Genomic DNA, 23,951 nt, shown 5'->3' with positions numbered 1-23,951 from the left:
CGTCGGCCTCGGCGCTGCGCACGCTGGGGGCATGAAGCATCTCCTCTTCGCGAACAAGACGATGCTGGTCGGAGACGACGCGGCGGACGCTCTGATCGAGTACGGCGTCGCCCTCGCCGTGAGCAGCACGGCGGACCGCGTGGAGTACACCGGCATCGGCGGCGACGGCGGCACCGTGCAGGCGGTGTTCCTGCTCAACGCCGGCGCCGCCCTGGTCGCCGAGACCACTCCCTCCGATCTCCCGGAGCCGGACAACACGGCCGAGGTCGCCCGCATCCGCGAACGCACCAGGACGCTCACGGGAGTGTTCCCCGTGCAGCCGAGCGAGGACGACGTCACCTTCGACGTCGAGCTCGAGCACGGCTTCGGGCACTGACCGGCCCGCCCATGCCCTCCCTCCACGCCCCCTGGCCGACGCTCTGACCGGGGACACGGACGACGCCGAGGTCCGTCGCTGGGCGGCGTCCCGCGCCCCGCTCACGCCGGGGACGATCGCCGTGCTGCAGGCCGTCGGCTTCATCAGCGCAGCGCAGCGGGTCCCCGCCGACACGGCCCTCGCTCTCCTGCTGACGGCGGCGGAGGACGACCGGCGCGATCCGCCCGACGTGGCTCGCGATGTCCTCGCGCGCCGCCATCCCCTGGCCGATCCCGGTGACGATCGCGGCGCGTCGGGGACCCCGTGATCACCGCCCTTCGGGAGCCGTGGTCGGTCCGCCGCCGGGGGCGCTGTCTCCCGAGTCCGCGACGTGAAGTGCACCGCGCGCCGCCCGCCCCGCCCGCTGGATGCGCGCCCGCACCAGCCGCTGCAGCAGCGCGGGGTAGAGCTGGACGGCGATCGTCGACCCGAGCAGCCAGGCCGCGCCGCCCGTCGCACCCGTGACCGTCGCGGCGAGGGCGAGCGCGACTCCGACGGCCGTGCACGCGAGGTGCACCGCCTCGGAGCGGCGGGTGTGCTGATCGAGTGCGGCCAGCCCCGCGCGCGTGCCGTCGAAGCCGCGCTCCCGGGTGACGAGGCGGTTCCACCCGACGATGTCGAGCAGCCGGCCGAAGACGCCGACACCGAGCGCGCGCAGCAGCGCCGGCTCGCGGCGACCCACGTCGAACCAGGACTGCTCGAGCGGACGCGTGCGCGCACCGAAGGTCAGGGCCGCCCAGCTGGTGAGGACCACCTGCGCGACCGCGGCGAAGACCGGATGCGAGGGTCCGATCGCGGTCCAGCCGGCCGCGAGGAGGGCGGCCGCGAGGACGGTGGCGACGAGGATCCGGATCACGTCCGCTCCCTCCTGCTCGTGCTGCGGTGCTCGAGGCCAGTCCAGCAGATCCGCGGCATCCGTGCGCCGCATCCTCCTCCGGACGCCCCGCGCCGGGCATCCACCGCCTACTCGGCAGCGCTTCCTTGACACCGCCGCCGGCCGGTCACCATCATGCAGTCACGACCGGCGGCGGCGCGCCACCGGCGTCCCGACAGGAACGGTGCACCGATGCCCACCATGCTCTTCGTCAACCTGGCCGTCGCCGATCTCGCCCGCGCGAGGGCCTTCTACGAGTCGCTCGGCTACTCGATCAACGAGGGCTTCAGCGACGAGAACGCCGTCAGCGTGGTGATCAGCGACACCATCACCGCGATGCTGCTCACGAGGGAGTTCTTCGCCGAGTTCACCAGCAAGCCGATCATCGACGCCACCACCTCGACCGAGGTGCAGCTCGCCCTCAGCGCCGACAGCAGGGAGGAGGTCGACACCCTCCACGGGAAGGCCCTCGCCGCGGGCGCGACCCCGGCCGGCGAGCAGGACCACGGGTTCATGTACTCGAAGAGCTTCGACGACCTCGACGGCCACCACTGGGACTTCGTCTGGATGGACCCGGCGGCCGCGGCAGGCGGTGCGCCGGAGCTGTCCGTCGAGGAGATCCGGGCGAACACGACGCACAGCTGAGGCACGACCCGTGGACGCCGAGCGGTCGACGTCCACGACCCGCGCAGTCACACTCCGTCACGATCCGGCGCGCACTCCCCTCGGCCTGACAGGCTCCCGGCATCCGCCTTCCGGGCGTCTGGACAGGAGCACACCGTGACGATCACTGCACCGGCGACCACCGCGACCACTGCTGCGGCGACCACCGCGACCATGACCTCCGCGCCCGCACCCCGTGCCTCCGCGGCGCCCGGCTTCACCACGCGCCAGGTGCACGCCGGTGCCGCGCCCGACGGCGCCCACGGAGCGCGCGTCACGCCCGTGCACCTCAGCGCCGGCTTCGTGTTCGACAGCTTCGAGCACGCCCGCGAGCGGTTCGCCGGCGAGGACGAGGGCTACCTCTACACCCGCAACGGGAACCCGACCACCGAGGAGGTCGAGCGTCGGCTCGCCGATCTCGAGGGCGGCGCCGAGGCGATCCTGGTGGCGAGCGGCCAGGCGGCCACCGCCTCCGCTCTCCTGGGGATCCTGCAGGCCGGCGACCGGGTGCTCTCGTCGCGCCGCTTGTACGAGGGCAACCGGGGGCTGCTGGTGCAGAACTTCGGTCGGCTCGGGATCGGCGTGGACTTCGTCGACGACGCGTCGGACCTCGGCGAGTGGGAACGGCGGATCGGGCCCGACACCCGGGTCCTCTTCGGCGAGCCGATCCCCAACCCGAAGAACGATCTGCTGGACCTCCCGGCGCTGGCCGCGATCGCGCACCGGCACGGGCTGCCGTTCGTGGTCGACAACACGCTCGCGACCCCGTACCTCCTCCGCCCGATCGAGCACGGGGCCGACGTGGTCGTGCACTCGACCAGCAAGTTCCTCGCCGGACACGGCTCCGCCCTCGGCGGCGTGATCGTCGACGCCGGCACGTTCGACTGGGCGGCGCGCCCCGCGCTCTTCCCGCACCTCAACCAGGAGGAGCGGTCGTTCGGCGGGCGCAGCTGGACCGAGCAGCACGGCCGGCGCGCCTTCGTCTCGTACACGCGGGACATCGTGGTCTCCCGCCTCGGACCGACGCCGTCACCGCTGAACTCCTTCCTGCTGCGGCAGGGCGTCGAGACGCTGTCTCTGCGGGTCGAGCGGCACTCGGCGAACGCCCTCGCCGTCGCCCGCTTCCTCGAGGAGCGGCCCGAGGTCGTGTCGGTCGACTACTCCGGCCTGGAGTCGAGCCCGTCGTTCGCCCTCGCGCAGCGCCTGCTCCCCCGCGGGCAGGGCTCCGTCTTCTCCTTCACCGTGGCCGGAGGGGAGGCGGGCGCGGCCGCCTTCATCGACGCCGTCGAGCTGTTCAGCCACATGACCCACCTCGGCGACGTGCGCTCGCTGGTGCTGCATCCCGCGTCGACCACCCACGCCGGACGCACCCCCGCCGAGCGCGCCGCCGCCGGGATCCACCCCGGGCTCCTCCGACTGTCGATCGGGATCGAGGACGTCGACGACCTCCTCCGCGACCTCGAGCGCGGGCTCACCGCGGTGCGCGCACACGCCCTCCCCGCGCTCACGGAGGTGTGAGCGTGGCGCGCCGTCAGCACTTCGGCTGGTTCTTCTCCCGGGGCTTCGGCCCGCAGGGGTGGGGGCACCCCTACCGGGAGTGGAACCACGACTGGACGAAGCCCGGCCTCTACCAGCAGTCGGCCCGCGAGCTGGAGCAGGCCGGCTTCGAGCTGATCGTGATGGAGGACGCCGTCTCGCTCGGCTCCCCGGAGACGCTCGACCTGCGGGTGCGGGGAGCGTACGGCGGGCCGAAGCACGATCCGCTCCTCCTGGCGCCGTACCTGTTCGCGGCGACCGAGCGGATCGGGCTGGCGCCGACGATCAACGCCGGCATCACGCCCCCGTACCTCGCCGCCCGGCAGGCGGCGACGCTGCAGCACCTCAGCTCCGACCGCTTCGGGATCAACCTGGTCACCGACGTCGGCAGCGCCCGCCACGTGGGCCTGGAGCCGCTGTCGCACGACGCGGCCTACGACCGGGCCGACGAGTGGATGGCGGTCGTCCGCCGGCTCTGGCACAGCTGGGGGGAGGGCGCGCTGGTCGCCGACCCCGAGTCGGGCCGCTACGCCGACGGCACCCGGATCGACGCGTTCCGCCACCGCGGGGAGCACTTCCGCGTGGACGGACCCCTGAACGCCGTCCCCTTCGCGAACGGCGACCCGATCGTCGTCTCCCCAGGCGGCTCCCCCCGCGGCCTGGCCTTCGCCGGCACGCAGTCGGACGTGCAGCTCGCGCTCGCCCCTCTGGAGGCCCGGGCGGTGCGCGACTACCGGGCGCGCGTGCTCGCCGCGGCCGAGCAGCACGGGCGGACCGCGGACGACCTGCGCGTGCTCTTCGTCGTGAAGCCCGAGATCGTGTCGAGCCCGGAGGAGGCCACGCGCGTCGTCGAGGCGTCGCGCCACCCCGACGAGGACGCGCTGCGGCGGATCGCGCTCGGCTGGTCGAGCGACCTGGAGACCGACCTCACGGGGCTCGACCTGGACCTCCCCGTCCCGCGGTCGGTGTTCGGCGAGCACGTCTCGCACGGCACCATCGCCGGCCTCTACGGCGGCACGGAGGACGCTCCGCTGCGGGAGCTGCTCACCAGGAAGGCGCACAAGGGCCGCGTCGCCGAGCGCGCCGGCTTCGTCGGCACCGCGGAGGAGTTCGCCGACTTCGTCGAGGAGCTCGGCGACGACGGCGGCAGCGACGGGCTCCTCCTCTCCGGGGACCTGCACCCCGTCACCCTGCACCGGATGCTCGACGACCTCGTCCCCGTCCTGCGCCGCCGCGGGATCCTCCGCGACGAGCTCGCTCCCGGCGGGACCCGCGCCAACCTCTTCGGGACGTAGGGGGGGGTCCTCCCCGTCTCACTCCGGATCCTGCGCCCGGCCGGGCACCGGGCGGAAGAACCCGTGCTCGATCTCGTGGGCGAGCTGCACAGCCTCGACACGCGAGGCCGCCCGGTCCACCGCCGGCGGCCCGGCCTCATCGGGGGTGCAGAGGGAGCGGAGGCGCTGAAGGACGGCTCCTCGCCACTGTCGTGCGATGCCGCCCGCCTCGGTGCTCCGCCGTCCCACCTCGTCGAGTCCCCGCGAAGGCGCTCCGCCGTTCACACGGCGGCCCGCACGGCTTCGAGCGTCTCGAGGAGGAGGGGACGCGGCATGGCGAAGACGAGACGCACGTGGTCGGCGTAGCCGGCGCCGCACAGGCGTCCGGAGGTGAGCGTCACTCCCGCCTCGCGCTGCAGGTGCTGCGCGGGATCGGTGAGGCCGAGAGCACCCAGGTCGAACCAGGCGAGATACGTCGCCTCCGGGGTGCGGTGCCCGATCCGGGGCAGCTCGGAGGCGAGGAAGTCGGCGATGAGGCGCCGGTTGCCGTCGAGGTAGTCGACGACCTCGTCGAGCCACGCTCCGCCCTCCCGGTAGGCGGCCGTCGAGGCGATCACGCCGAGATTCGAAGCGCCGTGCTGCACCGCGAACCCGAAGCGCGAGTAGACGTCCTCGTCTGCGTCGTTCGTGGTGATCAGCTGCGCGGCCTTCAGGCCGGGGATGTTCCACGCCTTCGAGGCGCTCGTTCCGGTGACGGAATGCCGGGCGGCCTCCTCCGAGACCGAGGCGTAAGGGATGTGGGGGACGCCGTCGAACCGCAGCGGCGCGTGGATCTCGTCGGCGAAGACCCGCCCGCCGTGGCGCTCGACGACAGCGGCGAGACCTTCGAGCTCGGACCGTGGCAGGACCGAGCCCGTCGGGTTGTGCGGATTGCAGAGCACCAGGGTGCCCGCTCCCTGCGCGAAGGCCGCATCGATCCCGTCGAGGTCGTGCTCCCAGCGGCCGTCGACGATCGTTCCCGGGACCTCGATCACCTCGCGTCCGATGGCCGACAGGTAGGTGAGGAACGGCATGTAAGCGGGGGTAGGCACGATCACCGGTGAGCCGGGGCGGGAGAACTCGGTGACGGCCACTCCGAGCGCGGCCATGACATCCGAGACGGAGTGCACGCGGGCGGGGTCGACCGTCCACGCGTACTGCTCAGCGAGGTACTCCGCGGCGGCCTCGCCCAGCTCGCCCGCAGTCGAGGGGGACAGATAGCCCAGCACGTCGCCGGCCACGGCGTCGTGCAGTGCCCTCCGAACGGCCGGCGCCGTACCGAAGTCCATCTCGGCGACCCAGGCTCCGATGGTGCCGGGGCGGAGGCTCCACTTGCGGCTCGTCGGGCGGTCGAGTCGTTCGCGCGTGAGCGAGTCGAACAGGTGCATGAGAGTCCTCGGGGAAGCGGGCGGAGGGCGCCCCGCTGGTCGATCGGGGCGCCCGAGGCGGGGGCGGCTCAGCTGTTGTCGAGCGGGAGCCCGGGCGGGTTCACCAGGGCCTCGTCCACGGCCTCGTCCTGCAGGCCGTAGGCCGACAGCCAGTCCTGGTACTGACCGTTCCCGATGAGGTAGCCGAGGGCCTGGGCGATCGGCTCGGCGAGTCCGGAGTCCTTCTTCACAGTCGCCGCGATCAGCCCGTCGAGCGATTCGCCCGCTCCGGAGAACGTGCCGGCGTTGCGGGTCGGGTCGGCGCCGTCCTCCGAGATCCGGTTCTGGTAGACCGTCGTCGGGTTGGGCCCGAAGTAGGCGTCGATCCGGCCGGAGCCGAGAGCGAGAGTGACGGAGTTGGCATCGGGCAGTCGCGTGATCTCCAGGGACCTGCCCTCGGACTGCAGACGGGCCTGCCACTCGAGCAGGATCTTCTCCTGGTTGGTGCCGCTGCTGACCGCGACGGTGAGTCCGTCGAGGTTCTCGTAGTCGCCGTCGAACTCCCAGTCGTTCGAGGCGAGGACCTGGAACGCGAGGGTGTCGGCGCGGTAGGAGGCGAAGTCGTACTTCTCCTTGCGCTTCTCCGTGACGGTGATGTTCGAGAAGCCGACGTCGCTGCCTCCGGTGTCGATGCCCACGAAGAGGTTGTCCCAGGTGGAGTTCTCCACCTCGGGCTGCAGCCCGAGGACGGCGGCGACGAGGCGGCCGAGATCGGGCTCCGAGCCGGTGAGGGTCTCGGTGTCGGTCCCGGTGAACGCGAGCGGAGGGAAGCCTGCGGGGAGAGCGCCGACGCCGATCGTCAGGGTCCCGCGGTCGAGGATCTCCTGCGGCAGCGTGCCGCGGATCTCGTCGACGACCGGCACGTCGATGTCCGTCTCGGTCGCCGCTCCGTTGGAGAGGGCACCCACGGTGACGGTGGTGGTGCCGGAGGCGGCTCCCGGGGAGGCCGGGTCGGAGGCGGCGGCACCGGAGCAGGCCGCGAGGCCCGTCGTCAGCGCGGCGGCAGCGAGAAGCGCCCCGACTCTGGTCCAACGAGTGATGTGCGGTCTGGTCATGATTCGATTCCTGTGTCTGTCGTGCGGATGGAGAGGAGGAGGAGTGCGGGGGCTCAGCCGAGGACTCGGCCGAGGAAGTCGCGGGTCCGCGGATTCTGCGGGCGGTCGAGGACCTCGCTCGGGCTGCCCTGCTCGACGACGAGGCCGTCGTCGACGAACACCACCCGGTCGGCGACCTCGCGGGCGAAGCCGATCTCGTGGGTCACGACGATGAGGGTGCGGCCGCTCTCGGCCAGCGACCGGATGACCTGCAGCACCTCCCCGACGAGCTCGGGATCGAGAGCCGAGGTCGGCTCGTCGAAGAGGATCACCTCGGGGTCGAGCGCGAGCGCACGCGCGATGGCCACGCGCTGCTGCTGGCCGCCGGAGAGCTGCCTCGGATAGGCCGCCGCCTTGTCGGCGAGACGGACGTGCTCGAGCAGGGCGCGTGCCCGCTCGCGGGCCTCCGCGGGCGGCTGCCCCTGCGAGATCGGCGCCTCGGTGACGTTCTCGAGGATCGTCAGGTGCGGGAACAGGTTGAAGCTCTGGAAGACGAAGCCGATCCTCGCCCTCTGGCGCAGGATCTCCTTCTCGCGCAGCTCCTTGAGCCGACCGCCGCGCAGCCGCACCCCGATCAGCTCGCCGTTCACGGAGACGAACCCCTCGTCGAGCTTCTCGAGATGGTTGATCGCCCGCAGCAGGGTCGACTTGCCCGAGCCGCTCGGACCGAGGATAACCGTGACGGTGCCCGCCTCGACGCGCAGGTCGACTCCCCGGAGCACGGTCCGGTCGCCGTAGGACTTGGTCGCGTTGTGGATCTCGATGGCGGCGGTCATCGCGCACTCCTCAGGCCGGCGAGCGAGCGCCGCACCCGCTGGAGGGGCGTGGGCGCGAGCTCCCGGTGCGCGCCGCGGGCGTAGAAGCGCTCGATGTAGAACTGCACGACCGAGATCGCCGAGGTCAGCACCAGGTACCAGATCGTCGCGACGACGAGCAGGGGGATGATGTCCGTCGGGTACGTGCTGCCGAGGTTCTGAGCGACCCCGAACAGGTCGAGCAGCGAGACGTAGAACAGCAGCGAGCTCGCCTTCAGCAGGCCGATGATCTGGTTCACGTAGGCGGGCACGATCGAGCGGAGCGCCTGCGGGAGGACGATGCGGGTGAACTGGCGGCGCTGCGGGATCCCGAGCGCCTTCGCCGCTTCGTGCTGCCCCTGATCGACCGCGAGCACCCCGGAACGGACGACCTCGGCGCTGTAGGCGATCTCGGACAGGCTCAGGCCGATCACGCCGAGGGCGAGCGGAGGCAGCAGCGACACCGTCGGCACCGACCACTGCGGACCGAAGGGGATGCCGATGCCGACGGTCGGATACAGGTTGCCGAGATTGAACAGGAAGATGAGGACGAGGATCAGCGGCACCGAGCGGAACAGCCAGATGTAGACCCAGCTGAGCGTCGACAGCACCGGATTGCCCGAGAGCCGGGCTACGGCGACGACGATGCCTCCGACGAAGCTGATCACGGCGCTGATGGCGGTGGCGAGGAGCGTCAGCTGCAGCCCCTTCAGGATCGCCGGACTGAAGAGCCAGGTCCCGACCTTCGGCCACTCCCACGACGGGTTCGTGAAGAGGGTCTGTCCGGCGTTCAGCAGGAGCACGAGGACCAGTGCGGCGACCACCCAGCGCACCGGGTGGCGCAGCGGCAGCACCGGCCGCTCGCCGAGTCGGGCGAGGTCGATGCCTCCGGGAAGGGGGCCGGACGTGTCCCGCGGTCGAGGCGGCGCGATCGTGCCGCTCATGAGGCACGCCCCGTGACGCCACCGCGCAGGCGTGCTCCGCCGTCGGGCAGGGACGCGGTGAGCTGCGCGAAGGAGTCGTCGTGCGCGGTCCGGATCCTCGCGACGTCGAGCGGCCGATCGGTGAGCGTCCGCGCATAGCCGTGCAGGACGACCACCTCCGGAGGCTGGTTCACGTCGTAGAGCGGTGTGTAGCCCGCAGTGAGGTAGAGCCGCTGCGCCTCCGGCTGGAGCGGCCCGGTCGTGAGGTAGACGGTCGAGTAGCCGAGCCGGCGGGCCTCCGCCTCGAGCTCTGCGACCACGCGCAGGGCGAGTCCCTGCCGACGGTGCGCCGAGGATGTCCAGATGCGCTTGAGCTCGGCGGTCGTGTCGTCGAATCTCTTCAGCGCGCCTCCGGCGATCGCGGTGCCGTCGCGCAGAAGCAGGACGAAGGATCCCTCCGGCGGGGCGAACACCTCGCTCGGGTAGCGCGCGAGCTCGGCCGATGCCGGCTCGCCCCAGGCGGTGCCGTAGCGGGTGTCGTACTCGCGCTCGAGCTCGTCGAGCAGGGGCCGGGCCCGCGGGTCATCGGCCCGCACATGGACGAACTCGTCGGCCGCGACGGTGTCAGACGAGGACACGAGCGGCCTCCTCGGCGGCCTGGGCGGCCGCGGCGTCGCGTCGAGCGACCTCCTCGCGCACCAGCGGTATCACGTGGCGACCGAAGTCGAGGGTGTCGTCGACGTAGTCGTAGCCGCGCGCCGAGATGATGTCGACCCCGAGATCGACGTAGTCGAGCAGCGCGGCGGCCACCGTCTCCGGCGTCCCGACGAGGGCGTTCGAGTTGCCGCGCGCTCCCGCGGCGACTCCCGCCCTGGTCCAGAGCGCGCGATCGAAACGGTCGCCTGCGGCGGCGATTGCGAGGAGGCGCTGCGAGCCGGTGTTCTCCGGCGCGGCGAGGCCTCCGGGGGCGGTCTCGCGGGTGCGCGCCTCGATGCGGCGGAGGATCCCCTCCGCCTTCTCCCAGGCCTGCTCCTCGGTGGCCCCGAGGATGGGTCGGAAGGCGACCTGGATGCGCGGCGCGACGTCGCGGCCGGCCGCCGCCGCCGCCTCCCGGATGCTGCGGATCTGCTCGGCGGTGTCCCGCAGCGGCTCGCCCCAGAGCGCGTAGACGTCGCTCTCGGCGGCACCGACGGACAGAGCGGCGGGAGAGGAGCCTCCGAACGAGATCTGCGGCCGAGGCTGCTGCACCGGCCAGACGTCGCTGACGAACCGGGAGAAGCGGTAGTGCTCCCCGACGTGATCGAACGGCTCACGGGTCGTCCAGACCTGCTTGACGATCCTGATGTACTCGGCGGTGCGCGCGTAGCGCTCGTCCTTGCTCAGGTAGTCGCCCTCCGCGGCCTGGTCCGCGTCCGACCCGCCCGTGATCACGTGGACGCTCAGGCGGCCTCCACTCAGCTGATCGAGGGTCGCGAAGGCTTTCGCCGCGACCGTGGGGTAGGAGACGTTGGGCCGGTGCGCCAGCAGCAGCTGGATGCGCTCGAGCCGCGACGCGATGAAAGCGGCGGCGACGGCGGGGTCGGGGGCTCCGGAGTGGTAGGCGAACAGGATGCGGTCCCACCCGCTGTCCTCATGAGCCGCGGCCAGACGCACCGTGTACTCCGGGTCGAAGCTCGCGCCGCTGCGTGCTCGTGTCTCGCTGCCGTCGTTGAGCGCGGCGATGCCGAGGAATTCGATGGGCACTCGAGGCTCCTGCCTGTCGGGGCGCACCGTTCTGCACGCCGTGGGGGCCGACGCTAGGGTCCGCGGCCACCCGGCTCCAACCCCGCCGCTACACACTTCTTCACATCGTCACGAGTCGTCACAGAGCGGCGTCCTCACGGGGGAAGGGTCATCGTGGACGCATGTCAGCGCCATCGGACGGGACCCGCTCCCTCGTGATCGTCGGGGGAGGTCCCCGCGCGGTCGGGGTCCTCGAGCGCCTCGCCGCGAACGCCGCCGAGGACGCCCTCGGGCCGGCCGCGCTCGTCGTCCACGTCGTCGACCCGTACCCCGTCGGCCCCGGCCGGATCTGGCGCTACGAGCAGTCGCCGCTGCTGAAGCTCAACTCGCTCGCAGCCGACGTGACGATGTTCACCGACGCGAGCGCGACGATCGAGGGGCCGGTGCGCCCCGGACCCTCGCTGATCGAGTGGGCGGAGGCGGTGCGGGCCGGCCGGATCGCGCTCGCAGAGGGCGACGAAGCCGTGCGCCGCGAGCTCGACGGGCTCCGCGCCGACAGCTTCCCCACCCGCCGGCTGCAGAGCCTCTATCTGCGCTGGTTCCACCGGGAGGCGCTCGCCGCTCTCCGCCCTGACGTCGAGGTCCGCGAGCACGCGGCGCGCGTCGTCGAGGTGCTCGGCCGCGACAACGGTGCGCAGCGGGTCGTCCTCGACTCCGGCGACGTGATCGAGGCGAACCTGGTCCTGTTCTCGCTCGGGCACAGCGGCGCTCTGCCGACGGTCGACGAGACCCGGCTGGCCGGGTTCGCCGAGCGCCACGGCCTCGCCTACCTGCCGCCGTCGTTCACGGCCGACGCCGACCTCGGATCCCTCCGCGCCGGACACGACGTGATCGTGCGCGGCCTCGGCCTCGTCGCGGTCGACCTCCTGGTGCTGCTCACCGAGGGCCGGGGCGGCCGCTTCGAACGGGACGACGCCGGCGGACTGCGCTACCACCCGTCGGGACGCGAGCCGCGCATCCTGATCGGCAGCCGCCGCGGGGTCCCCTACCACTCGAAGATCGGCTCGACGCTCCAGGGAGCCGCGCCCGAGCCCCGCTGGTTCTCGGCGTCCGTCGTCGAGGAGCTGCGCTCGCGACACCGCCCGCTCGACTTCAGCGAGGACGTCTGGCCCCTGATCGCCCAGGAGATGCTCTGGGGCTACTACCGTGAGCTCTTCACCGGGCACCCCGACCGGGTGAGCACCGACTGGACGCACTTCTCGGAGGTGTTCTCGCGGCTCGACCCGCGCGCCTCGGTCCTCGCCGGCTCCCGCGGCCCGCGACCCGAAGCGGGACAGGGGTACGCTCTCCCCGCACTCGGGGCCGACGCCGAGCGGGTCCTCGGAGATGCGCGGACCCTGACCGCGCTCGTCGCGGACACTGTGCCGGACAGCCTCGACAGGCTGCTCCTCCCCGATCTCGACCGCCCGTTCGCCGATGTGCGGTTCGCCGACGGCTCGGCGCTGCAGGAGGCGGTGCGCGCCTACATCCGGGACGACCTGGCTCTGCGCAGCCGGCAGGAGCACAGCGCCACGATGGCGCTCTTCCTCGCGCTTCTGCGCAGCCACTTCCTCGTCGCCGATCTCACCGCGTCCGCGAGGTGGACGCCCCGCTCGCGGATCGAGGATCTGCACGGATGGTGGCTCGGCTGGTTCAGCTTCCTCGCGAGCGGGCCGCCCGCGCACCGTCTCGAGGAGCTGCTCGCACTCTCGGACGCGGGCGTCGTCGACTTCCTCGGCCCGGGCATCCGTGTGGAGACTTCCGAAGAGGAGGGCCGCTTCGTCGCGAGCGGCGGGGCGACCGATCAGGTCGTCCTCGCTGACGCTCTCGTCGACGCGCGCCTCCCCCGGACGTCCGTTGCGAGGAGTGACGACGCGCTGATGCGAGCGCTCGTCGCGTCGGGGTCGGCGGTCGAGGACCTCGTCGACGTCGGCGACACTCTCCTGTCGACCGGGAGGCTGCGCGTGCACCAGGACGACACCCTGCTGCGCTCGACGGCGGGAGGCCGCGTCGGCCGCCGGTACGCGATCGGCCCGTACACCGACTCGCCGTTCGTCGGCGCCTTCTCCCGGCCGGGCACGAACGCGGTGTCGTTCCGCGAGAACGACAAGGTCGCGCGCGCGCTGCTGCGCCGCCTCCGCGCACTCGACGACGAGGAGCTCGTCCGAGCCGGCACCCTGATCCGAGGAGCACGATGACCGCCGCCCCACCCCTCAGCCTCGCCGTCGCCCTCGAGGGCGCCGGCTGGCACCCCGCGTCCTGGCGCGAGCCTGGCGCCCGTCCCGACGCGCTCTTCACCGGCGCGTACTGGGCGGACATCGTGCAGCGGGCGGAGCGCGGCGGGATCGACTTCGTGACGATCGAGGACTCCTTCGCCCTGCAATCGGCGGACCCCTTCCTGGCCGACGACCGCACCGACGAGGTCCGCGGCCGGCTCGACGCGCTGCTGATCGCCTCCTACGTCGCCCCCCTCACGAGCCGCATCGGTCTCGTGCCCACGGTCACCGTGACGCACACGGAGCCCTTCCACGTGTCGAAGGCCGTCGCGACGCTCGACCACCTGAGCCGGGGGCGGGGCGGTTGGCAGGTCAGGGTGTCGTCACGCGTCGACGAAGCCTCGCACGTCGGACGACGAATCGCGGCGATCGTGCCCCCGGAGCCGGGCACGCCCCTTCTCGAGGACCCCGCGATCCGCGCCGTCGTCGACGAGCTCTTCGAGGAGGCGGCCGACGCCGTCGAGGTCGCACGGAGACTCTGGGACAGCTGGGAGGACGACGCCGAGATCCGCGACGTCGCCACCGATCGCTTCCTCGACGCCGACAAGGTGCACCGCGTCGACTTCGCAGGACGCTGGTTCTCGGTGCGCGGCCCCGCGATCACTCCCCGGCCGCCGCAGGGGCAGCCCGTCGTCGCCGCGCTCGCACACGCCGACATCCCGTACCGTTTCGCCGCGCGCTCGGCCGACGTCGTGTTCGCGACGCCTCAGAACGCAGCGGACGCCGAGAGGATCCTCCAGGAGATCGCCGAGGCGGAGCGCGGGGCGGGGCGCACGGGCGAGCGCCTGCGGGTCCTCGCCGACCTCGTCGTCGTCCTCGACACCCCGGCGGAGTCCGCCGCGGCCAGACTCTCGCGCCTCGACGCTCTCGGCCGACCGCTCACCGGCGACGCCGCCGTCGCCGCCGGGTCGGCCGCGTCCGTCGCCGACCGCATCGCCGAGCTCTCACGGCTCGGCTACGACGGCGTCCGCCTCCGACCCGCGGTTCTCGCCACCGATCTGCCGCTGATCGCCGACGACCTCGTGCCCGAGCTGCGCCGACGCGGTCTGCTCGTCGGGACGGAGGAGGGCCGCACCCTCCGCTCAGCCCTGGGCCTGCCCACGTCGATCCCGAACCGCTACGCCTCCGAGGAGCAGTCATGACGCGGCGACCGAAGCAGATCGTCCTCGCCGCCTACGTGGGCGGGGTGAACGAGCACACCCTGTGGGAGCACCCCGACGCCGGCAGCCAGGTCGACTTCTCGACGTTCCGCCGCGTCGCAGAGACCGCGGAGCGCGGGCGGTTCGACTACTTCTTCCTCGCCGAGGGTCTGGCCCTGCGGGAGCGCGCGGGGCGCCCGTTCGACCATGACATCGCCGGACGACCGGACACTCTGCCGCTCCTCGCCGCGCTGGCCGCGGTCACGGAGCACATCGGCCTGGTCGGCACGCTCAACGCGACGTTCAACGAGCCCTTCGAGCTCGCCCGTCAGATCGCGACCCTCGACCACCTCTCAGGCGGACGAGCGGGGTGGAACGTGGTCACGTCCTTCGACGCCTTCACGGGCGCGAACTTCCGCCGCGGCGGCTTCCTCGACCGCGCCGACCGCTACGCCCGTGCCGAGGAGGCCGTCCGCGCGGTGACGATGCTCTGGGACACCTGGACCTCCGACGCCGTGCGAGCCGATGCCCCCTCCGGCGAGTTCCTCGCCGACTCGTCGACGGGGTCGTTCGCCGTCTCGAGCAGCCAGTTCGACGTCTCCGGCCGTTTCACCGTGCCGCGCAGCCCGCAGGGCCGCCCGGTGATCGTGCAGGCGGGCGTCTCTCCGCAGGGTCGCGACTTCGCGGCGTCGAGCGCCGACGTGATCTTCTCCCCCTACCACCGGGGACCTGAGGCGCACGAGTTCGCGCGCGACATCGCGGCCCGGGTCGCGGCGGCGGGTCGCCCGGCCGGCTCCGTGCGGATCCTCCCGTCAGCCGCCGTCGTCCTCGGCGGCACCGCTGCGGAGGCGGAGGAGAGAGCGCGGTGGATCCGCGATCAGCAACTCACACCGCGCACGATCCAGGTGCTCTTCGAGCAGGTCTGGAACCGGGACCTGTCGGGCTTCGACGTCGACGGGCCGGTACCCGATCTCGAGCCCGACCTCGAGGCGCCGCCGCTGATCGAGGGCCGCGCACTGATCCACGGTGATCGCGCGGGGACCGTGCGCGCCTGGCGTGCGCTCGCTCAGGAGCGCGACCTCACCCTCCGCGGTCTCGCCGAGACCGTCTTCGACCGCACGGAGTACGTGGGCACGGCTGAGCAGGTCGCCGACCGTCTCGACGAGTTCGTGCAGAGCGGAGGCGGCGACGGGGTCGTCCTCGGATCGCACCTGCACCCGGGTGGTCTGGACGAGTTCGTCGACCGCGTCGTGCCGCTGCTGCAGGAGCGCGGTTCGCTGCGCACCGAGTACGAGGGCACGACCCTGCGGGAGAACCTCGGCCTGGAGATCCCCGCCCGGCCGTGACCTCATCCCCTCCGCCCCCTCTCCGACCTCCGAAGGAAGACCATGACCGACGCCTACTACGACCGCGCAGCCGACCGCCGCTACACCGCCGCCTACAAGAAGGAGACCCCCGACGTCCTTGCGGCGTTCACCGCCTTCGACACCGCCGTCTTCGCTCCGCAGGGTCGCGAGATCCCGCTCAAGTACCGCGAGCTCATCGCCTACGCCGTGGGCATCAGCAAGCAGTGCGTCTACTGCATCGACGGCCACGGCCAGAACGCCGTGCGCGCCGGTGCGACCGAGACCGAGCTCGCCGAATCAGCCTGGGTCGCGGCCGCCATCGGAGCCGGAGCCGCCTTCGCGCACGGCCGACTCGGCTTCAAGCTGACCGAGGACCACCCGCACTGATCGTGCCCCCGCCCCAGTCCCTCCTACCGATCGGCCGATCATGACGAACGAACCCGCCTTCAGCATCACCCTCACCCCCTTCGACGAGGACTACTCGCCGGCCCAGAGCTCCCGGATCACCACCAACTTCGCGAATCTGGCCCGCGGCGAGCGCCGCCGGGAGAACCTCCGGACCGCGCTGCGGATGATCGACGACCGGTTGAACGATCTCGTGCCGGGCGACGATCCGAGCCGCGGCCGCTACACGGTCGGGCTCGACATCGTCTCCGTCGGGCTGCGGCTCACCGCGGACGGCGAGGACCGGGAGTTCCCCCTGCTGGAGGTCCTGCGCACCCGGATCCTCGACCGCCGCACCGGCCGATGTCAGCCGGGGACACTGGGGAACAACTTCTCCTCCTACCTCCGCGACCACGACTTCAGCGTGCGGCTGCCGGCGGTCAACACCTCGCAGGCCGGCTTCACCGTCCCCGACGACTTCGGCGTCCTGCACGGCGCGCTCTTCCAGCACTTCCGGGACTCCGCGCAGTACGCGGAGCTCTCGTCGACGCCGCCCGTCATCTGCATCAGCGTCTCGACGAGCAGGACGTACCGGCGCACCGGGACCCTCCATCCGATCCTCGGCGTCGAGTACCGGCAGGACGAGCTGTCGCTGACCGACCGGTACTTCTCGGAGATGGGCCTCGGGGTCCGCTTCTTCATGCCGCCCGGCAGCACGGCGCCGCTCGCGTTCTACTGCGGCGGCGACCTGCTGGAGGACTACTCGGACCTCCAGCTCATCGCCACGATCAGCACGATGGAGACGTTCCAGAGGATCTACCGGCCCGAGATCTACGGCGCGCGCTCGGCCGCCGCCGACGTCTACCGGCCGGACCTGGAGCAGCAGGACTACGTGCTGCCCGCGGTCTCCTACGACCGCGAGGAGCGCGGCCGGCTCGCGGTCGAGCAGGGGCGGTTCGCGGAGGAGCACCTCATGAAGCCGCACGGGGAGCGGCTGCGGCAGTGGGCCGCCGGGTACGCGGGAGCGGTCCGATGAGCGCCCGCGGATCCTCGACGTCCCTCCCGCTCCTGCCCACCTCGATCGCCGGCAGCCTGCCGAAGCCGTCGTGGCTCGCGCAGCCGGAGACCCTGTGGTCCCCGTGGCGCCTGACCGGCGACGCCCTGGCCGAGGGCAAGCAGGACGCCCTGCGCGCCGCCGTCCACGAGCAGCACCACCGGGGCCTGGACATCGTCAGTGACGGGGAGCAGACTCGGCAGCACTTCGTCACGACGTTCATCGAGCACCTCACGGGCGTCGACTTCGAGCGGCGCGAGACGGTGCGCATCCGCGACCGGTACGACGCGAGCGTGCCGACCGTCGTCGGCGCCGTAGGGCTCGAGAGGCCCGTGTTCGCCGACGACGCCCGGTTCCTGCGCGAGCAGACCGATCAGCCCATCAAGTGGGCGCTGCCCGGCCCGATGACCATGATCGACACCCTCTCCGACCGGCACTATGGGAGCCGCGAGAAGCTGGCGTGGGAGTTCGCGACCATCCTCAACGAGGAGTCGCGAGCCCTCCAGGACGCCGGAGTCGACATCGTCCAGTTCGACGAGCCCGCCTTCACCGTCTTCTTCGACGAGGTGCAGGACTGGGGCGTGGCCGCGCTGGAGAGGGCGGCGGAGGGACTCCGCATCGAGACCGCGGTGCACATCTGCTACGGCTACGGGATCAAGGCGAACACCGACTGGAAGGCGACCCTCGGGTCGGAGTGGCGGCAGTACGAGGAGTCGTTGCCGCTCCTCCAGCAGTCCTCGCTCGACATCGTCTCGCTGGAGAGCCACCACTCCCACGTGCCGATGGAGCTGATCGAGCTCGTCCGCGGCAAGAAGGTCATGCTCGGAGCGATCGACGTGGTGAGCGGGACCGTCGAGACGCCCGAGGAGGTCGCCGACACCCTGCGACGCGCCCTCCGGTTCGTCGACGCGGACCTGCTCCTCCCGAGCACGAACTGCGGCATGGCGCCGCTGCCCCGCGACCTCGCCTGGGGGAAGCTCAGTGCGCTGAGCGCGGGAGCGTCGATCGTCCGCGAGGAGCTCGCGCCCTGACGGGCCTCCGGAGAGACGGGTCGCGGCCGGCCCGTCTCCCCGGAGGTCCCGCCCGCCTCACCCCTCCGCTCGCGCCTCCTGCGCCGCGATGTCCTTCATCGCCAGGTCCGCGCGGCGGAACTGGTCCGTCTCCGGAAGCGCGAGGTGCAGTCCGGCGACGGTCGTGAGCGAGACCGTCACCTCGGCCACGGTCACGTCGAGGACGTGCCCGCCCTTCTCGCCGGCGTCGTCGACGTAGTGCAGGTGATACCCGGGGACCGACACGGCCTGCTCGAACTGCGGAGTGCGGAAGCCCGCGATCGTGCCGCGGGTGTCGGCGATGCCGGTGACGCTCTGGTGGGCGGTCGCCTCGATCAGGGGCGGGTACGGCTCGGTCTGCGCGCCCACGGTCCGGGTTCGAACCTCGGTGAACCGGCCGTCGATCCGCAGGGCGACGGGGATGTTCCCGCCGTCGACCGCGTCGTCGATCAGCCGGGTGAGGCCGGCGAGACCGGTCGGCTCCTCCACCGTGAACGTCGTGGTCGCGTGGAAGGGCAGCACGGCGGCGAAGGGCGTCCGGTCGTCGCCGTCCGCGACCTGGACGGAGCCGTCGCTGCGCAGGTGGTAGCAGACGCCGTCGACGATCACCATCTCGCCGTCCAGGTGGTTGAAGGTGCCCAGCCCGAGGTCGCCGTGGGTGAGCAGCTCGCGGATCGTCAGGTCCCCGTCGTACACCCCGGCCAGCAGCGCGGCCATGGTCGAGCTCTGGTAGATCGCGTAGTCGTCGGTCGAGTCGACCGTGTGCGTGCTCATTCGAAGGCGTCCTCGACCAGGTGAGCGGCGATGTCGACGTTGCGGCTGTAGTCCACCGCGACGTCGATGATCGAGACGCCCGGCTCGGCCAGGGACGCCCGGAACGCCTCCTCGAACTCGGCGAGGCCGCTCACCCGCCTGCCCGTGGCGCCGAACGCCGCCGCGAACTTCTCGATGTCGTAGTCGCCGAGCTGGACCCCGGACTTGCGGCCGTACTTCAGCAGCTGCTGGAAGCCGACCATGTCGTAGGTGTCGTCCCGCATGATCACGTGCGTGAACGAGAGGCCGAGCCGCGTCGCCGTCTCGATCTCCGTCGCGGAGAACAGGAACCCTCCGTCACCCGAGACGGAGACCACCGGGGTCCCGGGGCGCAGGAGGCTCGCCGCCATGCCCCACGGGAAGGAGACGCCGAGGGTCTGCTGCCCGTTCGAGAAGAGCAGGTGCTTGGGCTCGTACACGCGGAAGTGCCGGGCCATGAAGATGTAGTTCGAGCCGATGTCGCAGGCCACGGTGGCGTCGTCCGAGAGCAGGTCGCGCATCAGGAGCACGAGGCGGGCGGGATCGACGGTCCCGGGAGCCGCCCCGGCCGTCCGCGCCGCGTCGTCGATCCGCTCCAGCTCGCTCCGGTGCCGGGCGACCCGGTCGGCCGCGTCCTCGTCGAGCTGCAGGCCGGAGACGAGCGGCGTGAGGGCCGCGACGGTCTGCGCGAGATCGCCCTTCAGCTCCAGCGCGGGCAGGTAGTGGTTGTCCAGCGGGGCGTCGACGGAGTCGATGTGGACGATCCGGCGGTCGACGTCGCTGTTCCAGATCACCGGGTCGTACTCGACGGCGTCGTAGCCGATCGCGACGACGAGGTCGGACTCGGCGAGGGCGAGGTCGGCGGGCTGGTTCTTGAACAGGCCGACGCGGCCGAGGTAGTGGTCCTCGAGCTCGCGGGAGACGAGGCCGGCCGCCTGGAACGTCTCGATCACCGGCAGCTCCGTCTCGCTGATCAGGACCCGCAGTGCCGCCACGGTCGCCGGCTCCGACGCGCGGAGTCCCACGAGGAGGACGGGCCGCTCCGCGGTGTTGATCAGGTCGGCGGCGTGGGTGAGGTCCTCGGCGCGCGCCGGACCGCTCGTCGGCCCCGTGGCCGCCCGGGTGATGACCTGCGAGGTCGGCGCGGCCATCACGCTGGCCGACAGGACGACCGCCGCGGCGCCTCGGGGCTCGGTGACGGCGGCGCGGAAGGCGTTGCTGACCGCCTCCGAGACGTCGTCCGGATCCGTCGACTCGACCGTGTACTTCGTCACGGTGGTGAGGAAGGCGGCCGCGTCCATCGACTGGTGCGTGCGCTTGAGACGGTCGGAGAGCTGCACGGCCCCGGCGAGCGCGACGACCGGGTCCTGCTCCGTGTTGGCCGTGAGCAGGCCGGTGGCGAGGTTGGTCGTGCCGGGGCCGGAGGTCACGAGGACGACCCCCGGGCTGCCCGTGAGCCGCCCCACCGCGGCGGCCATGAAGGCGGCGTTCTGCTCGTGGCGGCAGACGATCAGCTCCGGCCCCTCGTCGGCGAGGACGTCGAAGACCGCGTCGATCTTCGCTCCCGGGATCCCGAAGACGTACTTCACGCCGTTGGCGGTCAGGGTCTCGATCACCCGCCGTGCACTGCGCGTCTCGACGTTCGGCTGCTCCATGGTCGGCTCCGCTCTCTCCTCGGTTGTACCGACGAGCGTAGGAACGGGGGCACCCGGAGCGACCCGGTCAGATGACTCGTTCCCACCGGTGCATCTCCGGCGGCGTACCGATCGCAGTGACGGAGCGCTCGGGCGGGACACGCCCCGCTCCCCCGCCGACGGTCTGCTCCGAGAGTCGTCCGACGCTCGCCGCGACGTCCCCGGTCGTGATGGACTTGCCCGCATGATGATCTCTCCGCGCGAGTCCGCGCACGACACGAAGGCAGGCGTCTGATGGCTGAGGAGCGCGCGATCCTCGCGGGCGGATGCTTCTGGGGGCTCCAGGAGCTCATCCGCGACATGCCGGGCGTCTTCAGCACCCGCGCCGGGTACGCCGGCGGCAGCACGCCGAACGCGACCTACCGCCACCACGGCGACCACGCGGAGGCGGTCGAGATCGAGTTCGATCCCGACCAGCTCTCCTACCGCGACCTGCTCGAGTTCTTCTTCCAGGTGCACGACCCGACGACGAAGAACCGTCAGGGCAACGACATCGGCACGGCCTACCGCTCCGTGATCCTCTTCCTCTCGCCTGAGCAGGAGAGGGTCGCGCGTCAGACGATCACCGAGATCGACGCGTCGGGCCGCTGGCCCGGACCGGTCGTCACCGAGGTCGAGCCCGCCGGCGAGTTCTGGGACGCCGAGGAGGAGCACCAGGACTACCTGCGCAAGCACCCCGGCGGCTACACCTGCCACTGGGTCCGGCCGAAGTGGGCGCTCGACGCCTGATCCCGGTCACGCGGGACGCGGGGCCCCGGGCTCCGCTCCCGCGGGCACGGCTCGCGCGCGGTGCGCGAAGAGCAGCACGACGGCGACCGCCGAGAGCACCAGGGCCGGCGTCGGAGCCCAGGCCGGAGCGAGCGTCACGGTCGCCGCTCCGACGACGGCCCCGACCGCGAGGCTCGCGACGATGAGCGCCTGGAGGGTCCTCGACCCGGACGAGCGCTCGGCGAGCTCCTGCATCAGGCTCGTGAGCGTGCCCGTGACGAAGGTCGTCGTCAGGCCGGCGGCGCCGGAGATCCGCTTCGCGAGCACGGTCTGCAGCCCCAGCGCCGCCGCGCTGGTCGCGATGAACGCGCAGTCCACGAGCAGCGACGTGCCGCCCTGCACCGTCGGCCAGGCGACCGCGACGGCGAGCTGCAGGACGACCCCCACGAGCGCGATCGCGCGGAGCGGACGTCTCCCGTCGCCGGTCGACGGCGTGCGCGCCCGGGTCGTGCGGAACCCGGCGTAGACCGCTCCGGCGAAGAAGACGATCGCCGTGACCGCTCCGGCCGCGGTCGTCAGCCAGGCGGAGCGGGGGTACAGCCCCAGCAGCACCAGGTTGCCCGTCATGTTCGCGGTGAAGATGCCGCCGAGCAGGAGGAACGCGAACGCGTCGGTCGCGCCCGAGGCGATGGCCAGCAGCACCAGGGCGAGCCTGAGGCGCGCGGGGCCGGTCACCGCCGTCACGCGCGGCCCTCACCCATGGAGCTGCCGCCAGGTGACGATCTGCTCGCCGCGGAGCTCGTAGCTCCCGAAGCAGCGGAGCCAGTGGCCCTCCCCCGTGTCCGAGCGGAGGTGCAGGGCGTGCTCGGTGAGGACGACGCTGCCGGCGACGGCGATCGTGACGAGGGCGATCCGGATCTCGGTGAACGCCCGGTGGACCTCGTCGCACATCTCGAGGACCCGCGCCCGCCCCGCGATCTCTTGCGAACTCGACGCGCTGTAGACGACCTCCGGATGCAGGAACGGGATGAGCTGGCGGCTGTCGCGAGCGCTCCACACCTCGAGGAAGTCGCGCACGACCAGCTCGTTCTCGATCATCGCGACGCCCCGCACCGACGCGTCCTGCCAGCTCTCGGCCATGGGTCCTCCCGCCGTCCCCGCACCGACACCCGTCGATGGCGACGAGCCTGCCCGAGAGCGCCCCGGGCGCCTACGCGTCGGATGACCCGATCTCCCCGCCGGCGGGCTCACCGCGCGTGGGCCGTCGCCAGCTCGCCCCAGTGCGTCGTCGCCCGGAGCGAGAGGGCGTCGCGCTTCATCGTCCACACCGGCCCCGTGCGGATGCCCGCCAGCCCGAGGCCGACCGCGGACCGGCCGTGGCGCTTCGTCACGGCGTCGATGGTGGCGCCGAGGCCCTTCGTGTCGAAGGCGGTGTCGAAGATCTCGAGCAGCGCGTGGGAGTTCCGAGGCGACAGGTTCGTGAGGATGACGCCGGCCCGCACGTAGCGCGCGCCCTCCCGCAGCCGCGGGCGCAGGGTGCCGATCGCGGCCCTCACCATCGCCACCGGGTCGTCCGTGGGGACGGGGAAGCCGGCCAGGCCGCCGGCGGACTCGTACGGCGCGTCCGCGAACGGCGACGTCGACGCGAACACGCTCATCGTCCTGGTGACCGACTCCTGAGCGCGGAGGCGGTGGGCGGCGCGCTGCGCGTAGACGGAGAGCACCTGCTCCATGCCCGCGATCGTCGTCACGGGAGTGGCGAACGACCGGGAGAAGATCAGCTGGTCGCGGACGGTGCGAGCGGCCTCGAGGGGGATGCAGTCGACGCCGCGCAGCTCGTAGACGGAGCGCTGCAGGACGACCGAGAACTTCTTGCGGATCAGCGCGGGGTCCGCGTCGCGGAGGTCGCGGACGGTGTGGATGGACAGCTCCGCGAGGCGCTTCCCTGTGCGGCCGGCGACTCCCCACAGCTCGGTGACGTGCTGCGAGGCCATGAGCGCGTCGAGCTGCTCGGGCGTGTACCAGTCGGTGTCGCAGACGCCCCCCAGGCGCGGGTGCTTCTTCGCTCCGCCCTTGTTGACGAACTTCGCGAGAGTCTTGCTCGGCCCGAATCCGACGCAGACGGGCAGGCCGACGTTCTTCGCGACGGCCGCCCGCATCTCCCGGCCGATCTTCGCCCGCTCCGCCACGTCGCCGTCGACGCCGAGGAAGGACTCGTCGATCGAGTACACCTCCTGCCAGGCGGAGTAGCGGCCCAGCAGCTCCATGACGCGCGCGGACAGCTCGCCGTACAGCTCGTAGTTGCTCGATCGGGCGATCACCTCCGGGAGGCGACCGGAGCGGATGAGCGGCTCGATCTGGAACCAGGGCGTGCCGTTCTCGATCCCGAGCCTCTTCACCTCGTCGGAGCGGGCGACCACGCAGCCGTCGTTGTTCGAGAGGACGACGACCGGGCGGCCCGCGAGCCTCGGATCGAACAGCCGCTCGCAGGAGACGTAGAACGAGTTCACGTCGACGAGGGCGATGCGCCGCTCAGAGCGCACGGTGCAGCCGGTGGAGGCAGACGGTGACGACGCCCCACACCTGGAGGTCGCTCAGCTCGGCGACGTGGATCGGCGGGTACTCCGGGTTCTCGGCCCGCAGCACCACTCGCCCGGGGTGCAGCTCGAGGCGCTTCACGGTCAGCTCGCCGTCGAGGATCGCGATGAC

General features: G+C 72.0%; 25 protein-coding genes. 12 read left to right on the top strand and 13 right to left on the bottom strand.

The window, feature by feature from the left end; all coding sequences use genetic code 11:
* Positions 1-31 precede the first annotated feature (31 nt).
* The gene (locus C5C50_RS04990) at positions 32-376 is read left to right on the top strand and encodes a hypothetical protein (RefSeq protein ID WP_104272990.1); all 345 of its coding nucleotides are present in this window, start codon (positions 32-34) and stop codon (positions 374-376) included.
* Between the two features lie 121 nt (positions 377-497).
* Positions 498-683 (top strand): hypothetical protein, encoded by a 186-nt coding sequence (locus tag C5C50_RS04985; protein WP_104233977.1) that lies wholly within the window; start codon positions 498-500, stop codon positions 681-683.
* On the opposite strand, the gene C5C50_RS04980 is transcribed toward C5C50_RS04985, so the two are convergent.
* Positions 684-1,343: a hypothetical protein gene (locus C5C50_RS04980; RefSeq protein ID WP_104272989.1), complete on the bottom strand. Its 660-nt coding sequence runs from the start codon at positions 1,341-1,343 to the stop codon at positions 684-686.
* 138 nt (positions 1,344-1,481) lie between these two features.
* Here C5C50_RS04980 and C5C50_RS04975 point away from each other — a divergent pair, with 138 nt between their 5' ends.
* The 3 genes from C5C50_RS04975 to C5C50_RS04965 all read left to right on the top strand — a co-directional run bounded on the left by C5C50_RS04975 (position 1,482) and on the right by C5C50_RS04965 (position 4,783).
* Positions 1,482-1,934, top strand: a complete 453-nt coding sequence (locus tag C5C50_RS04975) for a VOC family protein (RefSeq protein WP_104250854.1) — start codon at positions 1,482-1,484, stop codon at positions 1,932-1,934.
* Between the two features lie 192 nt (positions 1,935-2,126).
* Positions 2,127-3,470, top strand: coding sequence for an O-acetylhomoserine aminocarboxypropyltransferase/cysteine synthase family protein (locus tag C5C50_RS04970; protein ID WP_104273041.1), 1,344 nt, complete (start codon positions 2,127-2,129; stop codon positions 3,468-3,470).
* Between the two features lie 2 nt (positions 3,471-3,472).
* Entirely contained in the window at positions 3,473-4,783 is a 1,311-nt protein-coding gene (locus C5C50_RS04965) for an LLM class flavin-dependent oxidoreductase (RefSeq protein ID WP_104272988.1), read from the top strand.
* Positions 4,784-5,043: 260 nt separating this feature from the next.
* Here the strand turns inward: C5C50_RS04965 and C5C50_RS04960 are convergent, their stop codons facing one another.
* From C5C50_RS04960 to C5C50_RS04935, 6 genes are all read right to left on the bottom strand, one after another.
* Positions 5,044-6,189, bottom strand: coding sequence for a MalY/PatB family protein (locus tag C5C50_RS04960; RefSeq protein WP_104272987.1), 1,146 nt, complete (start codon positions 6,187-6,189; stop codon positions 5,044-5,046).
* Between the two features lie 68 nt (positions 6,190-6,257).
* Positions 6,258-7,283 (bottom strand): transporter substrate-binding domain-containing protein, encoded by a 1,026-nt coding sequence (locus C5C50_RS04955; protein ID WP_104223286.1) that lies wholly within the window; start codon positions 7,281-7,283, stop codon positions 6,258-6,260.
* 53 nt (positions 7,284-7,336) lie between these two features.
* Entirely contained in the window at positions 7,337-8,098 is a 762-nt protein-coding gene (locus tag C5C50_RS04950) for an amino acid ABC transporter ATP-binding protein (RefSeq protein WP_104223287.1), read from the bottom strand.
* Positions 8,095-9,060: an amino acid ABC transporter permease gene (locus tag C5C50_RS04945; protein ID WP_104233982.1), complete on the bottom strand. Its 966-nt coding sequence runs from the start codon at positions 9,058-9,060 to the stop codon at positions 8,095-8,097. The genes C5C50_RS04950 and C5C50_RS04945 overlap by 4 nt, the downstream gene beginning before the upstream one ends.
* Positions 9,057-9,677, bottom strand: coding sequence for a GNAT family N-acetyltransferase (locus tag C5C50_RS04940; RefSeq protein ID WP_219813900.1), 621 nt, complete (start codon positions 9,675-9,677; stop codon positions 9,057-9,059). The genes C5C50_RS04945 and C5C50_RS04940 overlap by 4 nt, the downstream gene beginning before the upstream one ends.
* Entirely contained in the window at positions 9,664-10,782 is a 1,119-nt protein-coding gene (locus tag C5C50_RS04935) for an LLM class flavin-dependent oxidoreductase (protein ID WP_104223289.1), read from the bottom strand. The genes C5C50_RS04940 and C5C50_RS04935 overlap by 14 nt, the downstream gene beginning before the upstream one ends.
* A 161-nt stretch (positions 10,783-10,943) precedes the next feature.
* Here C5C50_RS04935 and C5C50_RS04930 point away from each other — a divergent pair, with 161 nt between their 5' ends.
* Genes C5C50_RS04930 through C5C50_RS04905 form a run of 6 tightly spaced genes read left to right on the top strand, consistent with a single transcriptional unit; the run spans position 10,944 to position 18,030 of the window.
* Entirely contained in the window at positions 10,944-12,998 is a 2,055-nt protein-coding gene (locus C5C50_RS04930) for an FAD/NAD(P)-binding domain-containing protein (protein ID WP_104272986.1), read from the top strand.
* Positions 12,995-14,218 carry an LLM class flavin-dependent oxidoreductase gene (locus C5C50_RS04925; RefSeq protein WP_104226542.1) on the top strand — a complete coding sequence of 408 codons (1,224 nt, stop codon included), beginning with the start codon at positions 12,995-12,997 and terminating at the stop codon, positions 14,216-14,218. The genes C5C50_RS04930 and C5C50_RS04925 overlap by 4 nt, the downstream gene beginning before the upstream one ends.
* The gene (locus tag C5C50_RS04920; RefSeq protein WP_104272985.1) at positions 14,215-15,561 is read left to right on the top strand and encodes an NtaA/DmoA family FMN-dependent monooxygenase; all 1,347 of its coding nucleotides are present in this window, start codon (positions 14,215-14,217) and stop codon (positions 15,559-15,561) included. Before C5C50_RS04925 ends, C5C50_RS04920 begins: the two co-directional genes overlap by 4 nt.
* Positions 15,562-15,603: 42 nt before the next feature.
* Entirely contained in the window at positions 15,604-15,948 is a 345-nt protein-coding gene (locus tag C5C50_RS04915) for a carboxymuconolactone decarboxylase family protein (RefSeq protein WP_104223293.1), read from the top strand.
* A gap of 40 nt (positions 15,949-15,988) precedes the next feature.
* Positions 15,989-16,981: a putative oxygenase MesX gene (locus C5C50_RS04910; RefSeq protein ID WP_104272984.1), complete on the top strand. Its 993-nt coding sequence runs from the start codon at positions 15,989-15,991 to the stop codon at positions 16,979-16,981.
* A complete protein-coding gene (locus tag C5C50_RS04905; protein WP_104272983.1) occupies positions 16,978-18,030 on the top strand; it encodes a methionine synthase in 1,053 nt (350 codons plus the stop codon). The genes C5C50_RS04910 and C5C50_RS04905 overlap by 4 nt, the downstream gene beginning before the upstream one ends.
* Before the next feature lie 57 nt (positions 18,031-18,087).
* Here the strand turns inward: C5C50_RS04905 and budA are convergent, their stop codons facing one another.
* On the bottom strand, positions 18,088-18,822 hold the full coding sequence (gene budA, locus C5C50_RS04900) for an acetolactate decarboxylase (protein ID WP_104272982.1): 735 nt from the start codon (positions 18,820-18,822) through the stop codon (positions 18,088-18,090).
* Positions 18,819-20,495, bottom strand: a complete 1,677-nt coding sequence (gene alsS / locus C5C50_RS04895; RefSeq protein WP_104272981.1) for an acetolactate synthase AlsS — start codon at positions 20,493-20,495, stop codon at positions 18,819-18,821. The genes budA and alsS overlap by 4 nt, the downstream gene beginning before the upstream one ends.
* Positions 20,496-20,768: 273 nt before the next feature.
* On the opposite strand from alsS, the gene msrA reads away from it, so the two are divergent.
* On the top strand, positions 20,769-21,263 hold the full coding sequence (msrA, locus tag C5C50_RS04890; protein ID WP_104262242.1) for a peptide-methionine (S)-S-oxide reductase MsrA: 495 nt from the start codon (positions 20,769-20,771) through the stop codon (positions 21,261-21,263).
* 6 nt (positions 21,264-21,269) lie between these two features.
* Here the strand turns inward: msrA and C5C50_RS04885 are convergent, their stop codons facing one another.
* From C5C50_RS04885 to C5C50_RS04870, 4 genes are all read right to left on the bottom strand, one after another.
* Positions 21,270-21,986, bottom strand: coding sequence for a YoaK family protein (locus C5C50_RS04885; protein ID WP_104226548.1), 717 nt, complete (start codon positions 21,984-21,986; stop codon positions 21,270-21,272).
* A gap of 9 nt (positions 21,987-21,995) precedes the next feature.
* Positions 21,996-22,382, bottom strand: a complete 387-nt coding sequence (locus C5C50_RS04880) for a nuclear transport factor 2 family protein (protein WP_104247117.1) — start codon at positions 22,380-22,382, stop codon at positions 21,996-21,998.
* Between the two features lie 107 nt (positions 22,383-22,489).
* Entirely contained in the window at positions 22,490-23,785 is a 1,296-nt protein-coding gene (locus tag C5C50_RS04875) for a Y-family DNA polymerase (protein ID WP_104272980.1), read from the bottom strand.
* Positions 23,775-23,951 (bottom strand): LexA family transcriptional regulator (locus tag C5C50_RS04870; RefSeq protein ID WP_219814077.1); only part of this gene is annotated, 177 nt, incomplete at its 5' end. The genes C5C50_RS04875 and C5C50_RS04870, both read right to left, overlap by 11 nt.

Source organism: Rathayibacter sp. AY1D9, from assembly GCF_002932395.1.
Lineage (GTDB): Bacteria > Actinomycetota > Actinomycetes > Actinomycetales > Microbacteriaceae > Rathayibacter.
The sequence above is the reverse complement of the archived record's forward strand: the minus strand, read 5'-3'. Positions and strand labels throughout refer to the sequence as shown.